Here is a 14522-nt window from a genome sequence, read left to right on the forward strand (position 1 = left end):
GCTTACTCTGCCGCTTCGGCGTAGTCATCCATCGGCGGACAGATGCAGACCAGGTTGCGGTCGCCATAGGCATTGTCGACACGGTTCACCGGCGGCCAGTATTTGTCCACACGGAACGCACCTGGAGGGAAGCAGCCCTGCTCACGGGTGTATGGACGATCCCAGTCTTTCACGAGATCTTCCATCGTGTGCGGCGCGTGTTTCAGCGGGTTGTTCTCCGCATCAATCCGACCCTCCTCGATGTCGCGAATTTCTTCACGAATGGACAGCATCGCATCACAGAAACGATCCAGCTCCGCCTTATTCTCAGACTCGGTGGGCTCGATCATCAACGTGCCTGCAACAGGCCAGCTCATCGTGGGCGCGTGGAAACCGCTGTCGACCAGACGTTTGGCAATATCATCCACGGTCACGCCAGCACTGTCAGCAAACGGACGGGTGTCGATGATGCACTCATGTGCCACACGGCCGGTTGGGCCTTTGTAGAGGATGTCAAACGCCCCTTCCAGCCGCTTGGCGATGTAGTTGCCGTTCAGGATCGCAACACGGGTTGCTTGCGTGAGACCTTCGCCGCCCATCAGCAGCACATACGCCCAGCTGATTGGCAGAATTGACGGAGAGCCAAACGGCGCCGCCGAAACAGGCCCTTCCTGGCCGCCGGTTTCCGGGTGCCCCGGAAGGTACTGCGTCAAGTGCGCTTTTACGCCAATTGGGCCCATGCCGGGGCCACCGCCGCCATGCGGAATGCAGAAGGTTTTATGCAGGTTCAGGTGGCTCACATCGCCACCCAGATCGCCCGGACGAGACAGGCCCACCATTGCGTTCAGATTGGCACCGTCGATATAGACCTGACCGCCAAACTCATGGGTGATGCCACAAACCTCATGCACTGTGTCCTCAAACACACCATGCGTGGATGGGTAGGTGATCATGCAGCCTGCAAGGTTGTCGGCGTGCTTCTCAGCTTTGGCGCGGAAGTCGTCCACGTCAATGTCGCCGTTCTCTGCGGTTTTCACAGCAACCACTTTCCAACCCACCATCTGCGCCGACGCCGGGTTGGTGCCATGCGCACTCATCGGGATCAGACAGACGTTGCGGTGCTCTTCCCCACGTGAGCGGTGATAGGCAGCAATGGTCAACAGACCCGCATACTCCCCCTGCGCCCCGGAGTTGGACTGCATGGAAATTGCATCATAGCCGGTGATCTGACACAGCTTGTCGCTCAGATCGTCGATCATCTGGGTGTAGCCCGCAACCTGATCCTTCGGCGCAAACGGGTGCATGTTGGAGAACTCTTCCCAGCTCACCGGCATCATTTCCACAGCGGCGTTCAGCTTCATGGTGCAGGAGCCCAGTGGGATCATCGCACGATCCAGCGCCAGATCGCGGTCCGCCAGACGACGCATGTAGCGCATCATCTCTGTTTCCGCCCGGTTCATGTGGAAAATCGGGTGGTCCAGGTAGCTGCTCTCCCGCAGCAGTTTCTCCGGCAAGCGATACTCAGGCGTGTAGTCGTTGTCTTCCTGCACAATGCCAAAAGCACGCCAGACCGCTTCGATGGTCTGTGGCCGGGCGGTTTCATCAAGCGAGATACCAACTTTGGTTTTACCAACCTTGCGCAGGTTGATGCCTTCCTGCACCGCGTGCTGCAACACACCACGCTGCAACAGCCCTACGTCCACTGTGATCGTGTCAAAAAACACGCCCGGCTCTACGGTGAAGCCTGCATCCTCAAGACCTTTGGCCAAACGTGCGGTCTTGCGGTGAATGCGCTGCGCAATCGCTTTTAGCCCTTCTGGCCCGTGGAACACTGCGTACATAGACGCCATCACCGCCAGCAGCGCCTGTGCAGTACAGACGTTGGAATTGGCTTTTTCACGTCGGATGTGCTGTTCGCGGGTTTGCAGAGACAGACGGTAGGCACGGTTGCCCTGCGCGTCAATCGACACACCAATGATCCGACCCGGCATGGAGCGCTTATAGGCGTCTTTACAGCTCATATAGGCGGCGTGTGGACCACCATAACCCACCGGCACACCAAAGCGCTGGGTGCTACCCACCGCAATATCCGCGCCCATCGCACCCGGCTCTTTCAACAGGGTCAGCGCCAGCGGATCTGCCACCACAACACCAATCGCCTTGTTGGCATGCAACGCTTCGATTTCTGCGGTGAAGTCACGCACATGGCCATGGGTGCCGGGATACTGGAAGATCGCGCCAAAGACCTTGTCCGCTTCCAGATCGTCGGGGTTGCCCACGATCACCTCAATGCCCAGCGGCGCGGCGCGGGTTTGCATCACGCCAATGTTCTGTGGGTGGCAGTTTTCATCCACAAAGAAGGCTTTGACTTTGGATTTGGACACCCGCTGCGCCATGGTCATGGCTTCGGCACAGGCGGTGGATTCATCCAGCAGTGACGCGTTGGCCACTTCCAGACCGGTCAGATCGCTGATCATGGTCTGATAGTTCAACAGCGCCTCAAGACGGCCCTGGGAAATCTCCGGCTGGTACGGGGTATAAGCCGTGTACCAGGCTGGGTTTTCCAGAATATTGCGCTGAATCGCTGGTGGCGTCACGGTGCCGTAGTACCCCTGCCCAATCAGGCTGGTAAGCACTTCGTTCTTTTCCGCAATTTCGCGCATGTGGCGCAACACTTCGCGCTCCGACATCGGACGGCCAGTGTCCAGCGGCGTTTTTTGGCGGATGCTCTCAGGCATCGTGTCCTCAACAAGCGCGTCAAGGCTCTCAGCACCAATCACCTCAAGCATCGCATCCATCTCATCTGGAGAGGGGCCAATGTGACGGCGGTTGGCAAAATCATAGGGTAGATAGTCGGTGGGTTTGAAGGTCATCTTCATCTCCTCAACAATCCGCGGCAACAGGTGCGGCGAAGAAAAAGTCAGACTGCGGTCCGGCGTTGAGGCCGGACCAATCATTCATTTTGAAGATCAAAGGGGGAGCGGACCATGCTCTGGCCCGCTCGCGCAAACGCGCTTACCCAATGAAGTCTTTATAGGCGTTTTCGTCCATGTAATCGTCCATCTGGGACGCATCAGACGGCTTGATCTTGAAGAACCAAGCGCCTTCCATGGGGTCGTCGTTCACTTTGCCCGGCTCATCCACCAGCGGCTCGTTCACTTCGACAATCTCACCATCAATTGGCGCCAAAATGTCAGACGCGGCTTTCACGGATTCAATCACACAGACTTCTTCGTCTTTGGTGACCTCGGTGCCCGCTTCCGGCAGTTCGATAAACACAACGTCGCCCAATTGCTCGCTGGCGTGCTCGGTGATGCCTACCACCACCAGATCGCCTTCAACCCGCAGCCATTCGTGCTCTTCGGTAAATTTCATTGCTTGCTCTCCTGTTGCTCAACGCTTGAAATTGGCGGGTACCAGCGGCATCTTTGCCACGGTCACGGGCATACGTTTGCCGCGCACCTCGCCAAAAATTTCTGTCCCGACAACGGCTTGCGCCGTGCCAACATATCCAATGGCCACCGGACCTTCGTAGGTTGGGCCAAAGCCACCCGAGGTCACTTCGCCAATCGGCTCGCCACCTTCAGCTGCGGCAAACAACTGCGTGCCTGCCCGCATCGGGGCGCGACCGGTTGGGGCCAGCCCCACACGTTTGCGCGCCACACCTTCGGCCAAATCGCCAAAAATGCGATCTGCGCCAGGGAAACCACCCGCACGGTCGCCATCGGCGCGGCGTACTTTCTGAATTGCCCAGGTCAGCGCGGCTTCAATTGGGGACGTGGTGGCATCAATGTCATTGCCATAAAGGCAAAGCCCACCTTCCAGACGCAAGCTGTCGCGCGCGCCAAGGCCGATGCCTTCGACTTCTTCCATCTCCAGCAACTTGCGGCAAATACCTTCCGCGTCGGCCTCTGGAATGGAAATCTCGTATCCATCTTCACCGGTGTAACCCGAACGGCTGACCCAACAGGCCACGCCATCCAGCTCAACTTCGGTGAAGTCCATAAACGCCATATCGGCCACAGCTGGATTCAGCCGTGCAAGCGCGGTTTCCGCCGCGGGCCCCTGCAACGCCACCAGCGCGCGATCGGTGATCTCTTCCACCGTCACATCAGGCGACAGCGCAGCAGTCATGCGTGCGATATCGGCTTCCTTACAGGCTGCATTCACCACCACAAATAAGTGGTCGCCACGGTTGGCGAACATCAGATCGTCTTCGATCCCACCCGCGTCATTGGTGAAAAACCCATAACGCTGACGCCCAGCGCCGAGGCCGATCACATCCTGCGGCACAAGCGCTTCAAACGCCTTGGCCGCCGCCTCATAGCTCTCCGCCCGCAACGCGACCTGCCCCATGTGGCTCACGTCAAACAGTCCAGCGGCCCCGCGACAATGCAGGTGCTCTTTCATGACGCCAAGCGGGTATTGCACAGGCATATCATAGCCCGCAAAACCAACCATCTTAGCACCAAGCTCAATATGCAGATCATAAAGCGGTGTGCGCTTCAGCTCTCCCATAGGCTTCGCCCTTCTCCTTCCGGGCGTGTCCATGTTCTGGAGGTCACATCCGGCATCCCAATTTCGCGCAAATGTGCTGCGCGTGCGATGCCCCCTCTGTCCGACTGCCTGAGATCGTTATCCCTTCGGCGGGTGTCCTGACGAACACCACTCTCCAGAGTGTGTTTCCAAAGGTGGTCGGTCCCTGTGGCCTGAGAGTTTCCGGGGCGGTTGCTCCTTCGGCACTGGATCGTCCAGTTCTCCCGATTCACCTTGGCGTGCACCGTAGTATGCAGAACAAACTCTGACAAGCCACAATATCGCACACAATTATCGCGCGATAAGCAACGATTATAATGAGATCTGAACGCTCGGCTTCCGAAAACCGTGCACGCGCAGGCAAACCATATTGGCCCAAGACTGGAAGGCCCGAAAAACCACATTCAAAGTTGCTTATTGCTGCGGACCGTCGTTGCCCCGGAAAGACGGTTGCTCATCACCCTCAAATCACTACACACGGGCATTATCACAAAGGACTTCCAATGCTTGCAATTGCCTTAATCATTTTTGTCGGCCCACTTATTGGCGGCGGCCTCTCCCTTATTGCCGGCATTCAACTGTGCCGCGCCCGCAGCCTGTTTGGGCCGTTGATTGTCGCGCTAACGTCAGCCATCGGGCTGCTTGCTATGTGGGAATTGCGCTATGATCTTGGGTTAGACTTGCCGGACGTCGACATCCTGCCATCTGGCGCCACAGCGGAACAATGGCTGGTTATCTTTGCCGCAACACTGTTGGGCACTTTGCTGCTGGCGGCCTTTCGCTGGCCTTCCCCCACAAAGGGGCGCTGGACGGCGATTGTCGCAGTATTGTTTTGGGGCACCGTGATTGGCGCAGGATTTGTGTTGTCCGGCCTAGACTTCCGGCACTAGCACGTCAGAATGTCAGACCCCAACTGAAAGGGCCCTGACCTCACCCAGCTTTCGCACCACAAGGATCAGGTGCCAAAATGCCCAACAACGCTGTGTTGTCGCAGACCAAAGAGTCCAAAGTGACCTGATCCAGACGGGCATAAAACGCCTCAGCAGCCTCACGTAGCGCCTCTTTCAGACGACAAGCCTCCACAAGCGGACAGGAATTGTCGACGTCGGCAAAGCACTCCGCCAAAGGCACAGAGGCTTCCATGGCGCGAAAAATCTCGCCAATTTCAATGTCCTTAGGCTCACGCGCCAGCTCTAGCCCACCGTTGCGTCCACGTTGTGTGCTCAGCACTTTCATCAACGCCAACTGGTGAATGACCTGTGCGAGGTGATTTTCCGACGCGTTACACACGCCCGCAATTTCATGCTTGGTCACCAAGCGGCCACGGTGCGCTGTACAATACATCAGCACACGAATGGCAATATTCGTCCGTTTGGTAATCCGCATTTTTTCCTCTCAGTCCGTCCCAACGGTCAGATGGGTGGCCGACTTGTGCCAGAGTGGTCCGCGCATAGCATTGACATGGATCAACACACGTGTAGGGAGGAGACATGACCGCCTCCTACTTTTTTGGCTATGGCAGCCTCGTGAACCAAAGCACGCATACTTATGAGGATGCGCACCCGGCGCGCTTGCAGGGCTGGCGACGCCAATGGTGTCACACCAACCTGCGACCGATCGCATTTTTGACTGCTGTGCCTGACGACGCCTGCGCCATTGACGGAATAATAGCCCATGTGCCTGGCGATGACTGGGACGCATTGGATGCCCGCGAATTTGCTTATACGCGGGTGATTAGCACAACAAACGTCACCCACCCGGTCACAGATCCCATAGAGATCGCAGTCTACACCACGCGCCATGACATTGGCCTACCACCAGACATGCGCCACCCCATTTTGCTCAGTTATCTGGACGTAGTAGTTCAAGGTTATTTGCACGAGTTTGGCGAGCAAGGCGTGGCCGATTTCTTTGCCACCACATCCGGTTGGGACGCGCCCATACTACATGACCGCGCCGACCCGCAATACCCGCGTCACCGCGTACTGACCAAAGACGAGATCGCGCTGGTGGATCGGCACCTCGCCGCCCTGGACGCAAAATTCACCAGCTAAAAGGCCTACCGCCATGCCCTCTTTGATCTGGCACGACGACCACACAGAGGACGGCAAACAAGCCAACCGCAAGCTGCTAAGACAGCTTGATCAGTGGATCGCGGCAGACGACAAAGCGGCCTTGCTCGAAGCACTCGAAAACTGGCCCACCGCCGACACATTGGCCGCCCTCACCCGCCTGCGCCCTACCCGCGCCCGCGTGATGTTTGATTGGATCCCAGATGCGCTTGGCCTCAAGGTCATGGCCGAACTCGATCCGGACCTGCGCGCGGTTCTGTTCTCGGAAACCTCTCTGTCCACGTTCTCCAACATCATCGCGATGATGGATTTGGATGAGGCCGTTGACACGCTGCTCGAACTGCCGCGCAGTTTCGCCGCGCAGCTCCTCGCGGCCCATCCAAAGGCCGACGCCATAGCCGCCGTCCTTCAAGCCCGCGACGACAGCGCCGCCACCGTCATGCGCCTTGGCGTTTTGATGGCTCCGGCGGATTGGACCGTCGCGCAACTCACACAAGACATCCGCGCCCGCAGCGAGAACCTCGCCAAAATCGATATGATGTATGTGGTGGACGCCGATCGCAAACCACTGGGGTTCCTGCGCTTCCGCGAAGTGCTGGCCGCTACAGACGACGTAATCCTGCACGACATCCTACATCCCGAGCTGCTTTTGGTCAGCGCCGATTGGGACCGCGAAGACGTCCTATCAATTGCCCGCGCCAAAAACCTGCACGCCATTGGGGTGATCGACAGCACCGGCAAACTCGTCGGCGGCATCTCCCCGCGCGAACTGGCCGAAATTACCCGCGAAGAGGCCGAAGAAGACATGCTGCGCATGGGCTCGGTCTCCCCCGCCACCACGCAGTTTGACAGCCCGCTCACCATCCTGCGCCGCCGCCTGCCCTGGCTGCTCGGCGGTCTTGGTGGCGCCGGCTTTGCCGCCGGTGTGATCGGCTCCTTTGAGGACGCCCTAGCCCAGGCCGCCGTTCTGGCCAGCTTTATCCCCGTGGTTATGGCGACCGCAGGCAACGCAGGTATTCAGGCTTCCACTGTGTCGGTGCAGTCCCTTACGTCAGGTGTGAACTGGCGCGGCGACTTCTCCGGCCGCATCCTGCGCGAGCTTTTGGGCGCCATGCTCAACGGGCTCTCCATTGGCAGCATCACCGCGCTTATGGTCTTGTTGGTCAGTTTGTTCATCCCGATGCACGCGCCGGGCTTCCTGGCCCTCACAGCGCTATGCGCCCTCACGCTCGTGACCACCATCGCCGGCACCATCGGCGCCGTTATTCCGTTTGTTCTAAAATCCTTACGACTTGACCCTGCGGTCGCAACTGGCATCTTCATCACCACCACCAACGACGTGTTTGGGGTGCTGATTTTCTTCTTAGTCGCCTCAGCGCTTTACCTTTGAGTTAGACGGCCAGTTTACTCAACGAACATTCCGGCAGATACCGTTCAAAATCCGGTTTACGGCACAGCTCTCTTGCAGGTGTGGTCACCGCAGAAGTTGCCGCCGTTGTGCCCCATTGCAGCGCCTCAGTCGCGTCTTTGCCCATCGCCATCGCCAGGGCAAAAGCCCCGACAAAACTGTCCCCGGCCCCTACTTTGCTGTCCACCGGCACATCCAGCCCCGAGGCATGCACACAACCTGTTTCTGTTGCCAAAACCGACCCATCTGGTCCTCGCGCCACAATCACCGTGCGCGCCACGCCTTTCCTGACCAGTTCAAGCGCAAACCGGGCACTATCTTCACGGCTCGCCAAAGGCCCGCCCTCAATATCTTCCGCTTCATCATGGTCCATCCGCAGCACCTCCAGCCCACAGCCCTCATGCCCACACAGATCAGCCAGCGGCGCACCGGAAATGTCACAAATCACCTTTGGCCCGTCCGTCCCCAACCGCTGCATAATGCGGCGGATCACATCCACTGGAATCCCCGGTGCCAAACTGCCCGACAGCACAACCAAGCCAGACGGCGACACCATCGCACAGAGGTTGTCCAACATCAGAGCGCAGTCCACCTCCCGCCACGTTGGGCCCGGCATCACATAGCGATACTGATCTCCGCTTGCGCCTTCGATCACCGCCAGATTGGTGCGTGTCTCCCCCGGTGCCGGATAGGGAATGCGCGCAATGCCCTCTTCAGCTAACAAGTCGCCCAACTTCACACCCGCCGTGCCGCCAGCTGCCACAAAAGCCCGCGAATGGCCGCCCAAAATGCGAATGGCACGCGACACATTGATCCCGCCGCCCCCAGCGCTGAACACCGGCGCGTCACAGCGCAACTTCGGCCCGGCACTCACCTCAGGCGTCGCCGTGGAAATGTCCACAGCTGGGTTGAATGTCACGGTCAGAATATCTTGCAACGGTCCATCCTCCAGAGGGCAAACAGCAAGTGTCGTCACCGACACACGCAAACCGTTACCGCAAACAGAGACCTTGAGACTCTGTCCTAGATCAAAGACCAAAACAAAAGCGGCGCCCCGAGGGGAGCGCCGCCTCTAAGAACCAAATCGGCTCTTATCCCAGCATCAGCTGGTAACTTGCTGGCGCGTATTTGTAGCCACTGTCGTGTTTCTCGACATAGCCCACCGCTGGCCATGGCATGTGATAGCCAATGAACGGGATGTTGTCCGCCGCCAGCATATCCAGCATCTTGCGCCGGGTCGCCGCAGCCGCAGCCTTGTCGCGGTCAAACTTCACTTCCCAATCCGGATAGGCCAGTGACCAGACATAATGATTGGCAAAATCTGCTGCAATCACAAGCTGTTGCCCCTCACTTTCAATGCGATAAGCCATATGCCCCGGCGTGTGGCCAAAGGCCCCCACGGCGGAAATCCCCCCCGCTACATCAGCCCCATCTTCGATCATGTCAAAGCGCTCTGCGTTGGGGCGGATTTTGCCTTCAAAGGCTTTGTTGCCATCCGTTGCCGCCCAAGCGTCATATTCCACGCGTCCGGTCACATGGCGCGCGTTGCCAAAGGTCACGCCGCCTTCACCAGCCACACCACCAACGTGGTCACCATGCATGTGGGTGATCACCACAGTGTCAATCTGCTCCGCCGAATAGCCCGCCGCCTCCAACGCGCCAGTGATGCTCTCTGGGCTCAGGCCGGTATCAAATAGCACCAACTCATTTCCAGTGTTCACCACAGTCGGCGTGAAGAAAAACTGCGCCGCATTGGTCGGAATGTTGGCAGCGCCCGAAGCTTCGGCAAACTCCTCCGCGCTCACGTTCATACCAAATATGCTCTGAGGGTTTTCAACCGTGCGCGTCCCCACCAACAGGGTGGTCACTTCAAAATTGCCAAGCTTCATACGGTTGAAGCGCGTCGCGCCCACCCCCATCATCTCCGCCTTGGCCGTTGCAATATGCGGCGCCATCGTTGCGGCCAAAGGCATCGCTGCTGCCCCCGCCAATACGCCGCGCCGTGTCAGTCCGGTCTTCTTTGACATTGGTCCTCTCCCACTGCAGTCAAAATTATCGATTTTTATTCATAATATCGATTTTACGGAAGATGCGAGAAATTGGATCAATATTCACGTAGAAGTGACTTACCCGCTTTAAGGATCGAACAAATGTCAGGCAACAAAACTGCCCCCACAAACGTGAAACCTCGCGACTTTCTGAAAACCGTCGCGCCCTCACGTCGCCAGTCCGACGCGCTCGTCCTGTTAGATCTCTTCGAACGCGTCTCCGGTTTCCCCCCAATGATGTGGGGCCCGTCGATCATCGGCTTTGGCCAATACCATTACCGCTATGACGGCGGCCGCGAAGGCGACTTCCTCGCCACAGGCTTCAGCCCGCGCAAAGCCAACCTCGTGCTCTACATCATGCCCGGCTATCAAGACTACAGCGCCATCCTCTCCCGCCTCGGCAAACACAAGCTTGGAAAATCCTGCCTCTACATCAACAAACTCGCGGACATCGACATGGCGGTCCTCGAGGAGCTCGTCCAAACCGGTCTTACCGATCTCAACGCCAAATGGCCAGTGACCGACTTGCGCCCTTAAAGGTTAGGAATACCAGTCTTGCTGCCTTTGTCTTGGCAGGCTTAGATCAAAACAGGCGCCTTTTATTTTCCCGCCGCCTCTATTTTTCTAAGTATCGAGTTCCACTATGACGCTTTATGATCCTGCGCAGTTTGAGCGCATGGGCCCTCGTGCCCGCAAATCCTCCACTCTACTCAGCCTCTATTATCAAGCCGAATTGGCCGAAACCCTGCTGCGAGGCAAAGCTGGTCCACGCAGCTTCACCCAAGGGAGTCGAAAGACACAGAAACAACAGGAACGTCACCCAAGCGTCTCTGCCGTCTTTGCCAAAATGGCCCAGGCCCTCTCGAAAGAGAAAAAGGCCAAGCTGGTGCAGCGCCTGCTAGAGACCGATCCCCACAGCGGCCGCCCTCTGTCAGCTGACGCCAAACGCCGTTTCAGCAAAATTGTCGACCCCGACAGCAAAACCCCACTGTCAGAGCGTTTTCCGATTACAAAGGAGCTGGCAGATATTCTGGCACCGGAAGAGAGCGCTCAAATCAAGACACCGGAGGATCTTCAGACCCACAACCGCGGCATCCTTCAAGAGTTTTTTCCAGGCCAGCTTGCCACCATGCCGCAAAATGGAACCAAAGCTGCCCCGCCGGACCAAGATCAACCTCTGGACGACGCCCCCCCCCCCAATTCAGGACACCCCGCCAGAAACCGTTTTTCCGGAACAAGCGATTGTCACTGGCGTCACGGCTGTCGAATTTCTGGTGGATCGTGTCACCTGCATTCGCGAAACCCGTGGCGAAGCAGGCGCGGACGAAATACGCTTTGCTGCTCTTGGCGCTGTCGGGCTTGTCGAGGCCTATGATGTGACAGAGGCCTCCGGCTATTTTGAGGTTCCCGGCATCCCCGCAGACCGCCAAGGTGATCAACCGGTCACCGATGAGTTTGACGCCGGTTCTTTCCGCACCTCCGACACTGCGGTGTTCAACCCGCCCATTATCCCGATGCGGTTTGAAACCCGAACCATGTCCCTGCCCCGCGTTTTTGTGACCTTCTTTTCTATGGCAGAAACGGATCCACAGGGTGGGTTTACCGCTTATCTATTTGAGCTCGACACAGCACTGCGTGCAGAGATTAATTATCTGACCAATGAAGCCACCATGAATATCTATATCACCATGGGAAGCACACTTGTGGGTGCTTTCTGGGTTGGCACCATGATCGGAGCTTTTGTCGGTCCCATTGGGGCATTGGTAGGGGCCTTGATTGGGCTGGCTGTTGGCATTGTCGGCGCCCTCGTGATCTGGCTCGGTGCGATGTTTGCCAACCGGGACGATATCTTTGATCTGCAAATCCGCGTCTTGGAGCTGTCCCCGGAAACCCTCACCGGCTGGCCTTTTCACGGCAACACAACCAGCGTGCCACTGGAGTTTCGCACCCAAGGCGACGGCGGCACCTACGACGTGATCTATCGGTGGCGTTTGGTTGGACACCCTCAGATCGAGCGCAACCCTGATTTCATCCCGGATCAGGATCAGCTCTAACACTTTACGCACCCTGGTGGACCGGTGCTTAAACCGGCCCACCAAGGTGCCACATTTCTGGACAAATCGCCCAAGGTGTGGAATGGGAACACGCAACAGGAGATTCCCATGACGACCACCCGTTTTGCCCCTTCGCCAACCGGCTACATCCACGTTGGCAACCTGCGCACCGCGCTGATGAACTATCTGATCGCCCGCAAAGCCGGCGGCACCTTTGTGCTGCGCATTGACGACACCGATCCAGAGCGCAGCAAACAGGAATATGTCGACGCCATCCAACAGGACCTCGAATGGCTTGGCCTGACCTGGGACCGCATCGAAACTCAGTCCTCACGCCTGGACCGCTATGAAGACGCCGCACAAAAGCTGCGCGACATGGGCCGGTTTTATGAGTGCTTTGAGACCCCAACCGAGCTCGACCTGAAGCGCAAGAAGCAGCTCAACATGGGCAAACCGCCGGTTTACGACCGCGCGGGCCTGAACCTGTCTGACGACGAAAAAGCCAAGCTGCGCGAAGAGCGCGGCAACGGCCACTGGCGCTTCAAACTGGACCACGAACGTATTGAGTGGACCGACGGCATCTTGGGCAACCGCTCGATTGACGCCGCTTCCGTGTCTGACCCGGTGCTGATCCGCGCCGACGGTCAGTTCCTCTACACGCTCGCGTCGGTCTGTGACGACATCGACTACGGCATCACCGATGTTGTGCGCGGCTCTGACCACGTCACCAACACCGCCACCCAGATCCAGATCATCGAAGCCTTGGGTGGCGCGGTGCCTAACTTCGCGCACCACTCCCTGCTGACCGGCCCACAGGGCGAAGCGCTCTCCAAACGCCTCGGCACCCTGGCCCTGCGTGACCTGCGCGAAGCCGGTGTGCAGCCAATGGCGCTTTTGAGCCTGATGGCCCGTCTGGGCAGCTCCGACCCAATGGAGCTGCGCTCCAACCTCGAAGAGATCGCGGACGGCTTTGACATCACCAAATTTGGCGCAGCGCCGACCAAATTCGACGTCGAAGACCTCTACCCGCTCACCGCCAAAGTGCTGCAGGAAAAACCTCTCGCAGACGTGGCAAACGCCGTCGCCGCCGTGGGCGTACCCGCCGACAAGGCAGAGCGCTTCTGGAACGTGACCCGCGACAACATCACCACGCTCAACGATCTGGGCAAATGGTGGGACCTCTACACCAATGGTGCCGAGCCGGAGATTGACGAGGAAGACAAAGAGTTCATTGCCGAAGCCATGAAGCTCCTGCCCGAAGGCCCGTTTGACGACGACACATGGTCCACCTGGACGGCGACGGTGAAAGAAGCCACCGGCCGCAAAGGCCGCGGCCTCTTCATGCCCCTGCGCAAAGCCCTCACAGGTCAGAAAAACGGCCCGGACATGGCCTCCCTGATGCCGCTGCTGCAAGTCATCAAAGCACGCGGCTGATCCTGTCAAAAAAAATGGCGCGCCCCTGATTAGGACGCGCCGTATTTTCAGGTCACGACAACACGGCACCTCAAGGACAGATGTCGGTTTTTCGGGACAAAGTTGAAGTTGGCACTAAGGCAGTGTATGCGGCCAATATGCGCGCAGCACAACGATATACAGCTCTTGCCTCAGGCTTCGTCCTTCTGCTTTGCTTGGCAGCTTATTGGAATTCATTGGCTGCCCATAATCGTTCCTGCGTGCCCTTTGCATCGGAACTCCCCGTTGAAGAGTTTGAAATCTTAGCAGCAAAAGAGCTTCGCTCACGCCCTTCCAGTCCGGTTTTTTTGGGCATAGAAAATGAGCACATAACTGCCGGAGCATTCTCCAATAGTCTGCTGACCGTTGGACCTGTTGAGCGCGTAGATGAACCGCCAGTCCACCCTTGGGGCACTGCCGCATACATCTTAAAAACAGAACTGGTTGGCTTGAAAACTAAGGTGTTTTTTGACGAGTGTGGAACCGTAACTCACGTCATCTATCCTAGAGATGAACGGGGCGCGTTCCCGTTTCTCGCCGATGAGTCTGCATTAAATTAAGTTTCGCTTGCGGCACTGCGGGTTCACCCCAGCCCTCAGCCGCCCTTCACCGCAGCCGTCACAATCACCTCAACCTTCAGCACATCGCGTGCCAGCTTGGCTTCGCCACAGGCCCGCGCAGGCGCATGACCTTCTGGCACCCAGTCGTCCCAAACCGCATTCATCTCGGCAAAGTCCGCCATATCAGACAGCCACACAATGGCCTGCAAGATGTGCTCGCGATCCGATCCGGCCTCTTCCAGCAACGCATCCACACGAGACAGACAATCCCGCGTTTGCTCCGCAACTGTGTCACCCGCGCCAACTTGGCCACACAGGTAAGCCACCTGATTGTGGATGACGATTTTGGACATCCGTGTGCCCGTGTGTTTGCGCTCAATCATGGTCTAGCCCCTGATAATTATATGTTAGTT

Annotated in this window: 14 protein-coding genes and 2 riboswitches; of the genes, 7 read left to right on the top strand and 7 right to left on the bottom strand. The window is 57.9% G+C overall.

Going from position 1 to position 14522, the window contains the following annotated elements:
• Window positions 1-2: 2 nt before the first annotated feature.
• The 3 genes from gcvP to gcvT form a co-directional block, all read right to left on the bottom strand.
• The gene (gene gcvP / locus JXR15_RS06230; RefSeq protein ID WP_422052378.1) at window positions 3-2852 is read right to left on the bottom strand and encodes an aminomethyl-transferring glycine dehydrogenase; all 2850 of its coding nucleotides are present in this window, start codon (window positions 2850-2852) and stop codon (window positions 3-5) included.
• Between the two features lie 142 nt (window positions 2853-2994).
• Window positions 2995-3354 carry a glycine cleavage system protein GcvH gene (gcvH, locus tag JXR15_RS06235; RefSeq protein WP_299424609.1) on the bottom strand — a complete coding sequence of 120 codons (360 nt, stop codon included), beginning with the start codon at window positions 3352-3354 and terminating at the stop codon, window positions 2995-2997.
• An 18-nt stretch (window positions 3355-3372) separates the two neighbouring features.
• The gene (gcvT, locus tag JXR15_RS06240; RefSeq protein WP_422052379.1) at window positions 3373-4497 is read right to left on the bottom strand and encodes a glycine cleavage system aminomethyltransferase GcvT; all 1125 of its coding nucleotides are present in this window, start codon (window positions 4495-4497) and stop codon (window positions 3373-3375) included.
• 86 nt (window positions 4498-4583) lie between these two features.
• Window positions 4584-4665: riboswitch (glycine riboswitch) on the bottom strand.
• A riboswitch (glycine riboswitch) is annotated at window positions 4666-4752 on the bottom strand.
• Window positions 4753-5018: 266 nt separating this feature from the next.
• On the opposite strand from gcvT, the gene JXR15_RS06245 reads away from it, so the two are divergent.
• Complete coding sequence (locus JXR15_RS06245) at window positions 5019-5405, top strand: hypothetical protein (RefSeq protein WP_422052380.1); 387 nt, start codon at window positions 5019-5021, stop codon at window positions 5403-5405.
• 40 nt (window positions 5406-5445) lie between these two features.
• On the opposite strand, the gene JXR15_RS06250 is transcribed toward JXR15_RS06245, so the two are convergent.
• Window positions 5446-5901, bottom strand: coding sequence for an RrF2 family transcriptional regulator (locus tag JXR15_RS06250; protein WP_299424605.1), 456 nt, complete (start codon window positions 5899-5901; stop codon window positions 5446-5448).
• 104 nt (window positions 5902-6005) lie between these two features.
• Between JXR15_RS06250 and JXR15_RS06255 the strand changes: the two genes are divergently transcribed.
• Window positions 6006-6569 (top strand): gamma-glutamylcyclotransferase family protein, encoded by a 564-nt coding sequence (locus JXR15_RS06255; protein ID WP_422052381.1) that lies wholly within the window; start codon window positions 6006-6008, stop codon window positions 6567-6569.
• Between the two features lie 13 nt (window positions 6570-6582).
• Window positions 6583-7977, top strand: coding sequence for a magnesium transporter (mgtE, locus tag JXR15_RS06260; protein ID WP_422052382.1), 1395 nt, complete (start codon window positions 6583-6585; stop codon window positions 7975-7977).
• A gap of 1 nt (window position 7978) precedes the next feature.
• On the opposite strand, the gene JXR15_RS06265 is transcribed toward mgtE, so the two are convergent.
• Entirely contained in the window at window positions 7979-8932 is a 954-nt protein-coding gene (locus tag JXR15_RS06265; protein WP_422052383.1) for a 1-phosphofructokinase family hexose kinase, read from the bottom strand.
• A 154-nt stretch (window positions 8933-9086) separates the two neighbouring features.
• On the bottom strand, window positions 9087-10022 hold the full coding sequence (locus JXR15_RS06270) for an MBL fold metallo-hydrolase (protein WP_422052384.1): 936 nt from the start codon (window positions 10020-10022) through the stop codon (window positions 9087-9089).
• 123 nt (window positions 10023-10145) lie between these two features.
• Here JXR15_RS06270 and JXR15_RS06275 point away from each other — a divergent pair, with 123 nt between their 5' ends.
• The 4 genes from JXR15_RS06275 (at window position 10146) to JXR15_RS06290 (ending at window position 14109) form a co-directional block, all read left to right on the top strand.
• Window positions 10146-10580 (top strand): DUF1801 domain-containing protein, encoded by a 435-nt coding sequence (locus JXR15_RS06275; RefSeq protein WP_422052385.1) that lies wholly within the window; start codon window positions 10146-10148, stop codon window positions 10578-10580.
• Window positions 10581-11182: 602 nt separating this feature from the next.
• Window positions 11183-12097: a hypothetical protein gene (locus JXR15_RS06280; RefSeq protein WP_422052386.1), complete on the top strand. Its 915-nt coding sequence runs from the start codon at window positions 11183-11185 to the stop codon at window positions 12095-12097.
• A 108-nt stretch (window positions 12098-12205) separates the two neighbouring features.
• On the top strand, window positions 12206-13531 hold the full coding sequence (gene gltX / locus JXR15_RS06285) for a glutamate--tRNA ligase (RefSeq protein WP_422052387.1): 1326 nt from the start codon (window positions 12206-12208) through the stop codon (window positions 13529-13531).
• 80 nt (window positions 13532-13611) lie between these two features.
• Window positions 13612-14109 (top strand): hypothetical protein, encoded by a 498-nt coding sequence (locus JXR15_RS06290; protein ID WP_422052388.1) that lies wholly within the window; start codon window positions 13612-13614, stop codon window positions 14107-14109.
• Between the two features lie 35 nt (window positions 14110-14144).
• Here the strand turns inward: JXR15_RS06290 and JXR15_RS06295 are convergent, their stop codons facing one another.
• Window positions 14145-14492, bottom strand: a complete 348-nt coding sequence (locus tag JXR15_RS06295) for a RidA family protein (RefSeq protein WP_294113537.1) — start codon at window positions 14490-14492, stop codon at window positions 14145-14147.
• Window positions 14493-14522 lie beyond the last annotated feature (30 nt).

Source organism: Shimia sp. (assembly GCF_049116215.1).
Lineage (GTDB): Bacteria > Pseudomonadota > Alphaproteobacteria > Rhodobacterales > Rhodobacteraceae > Shimia.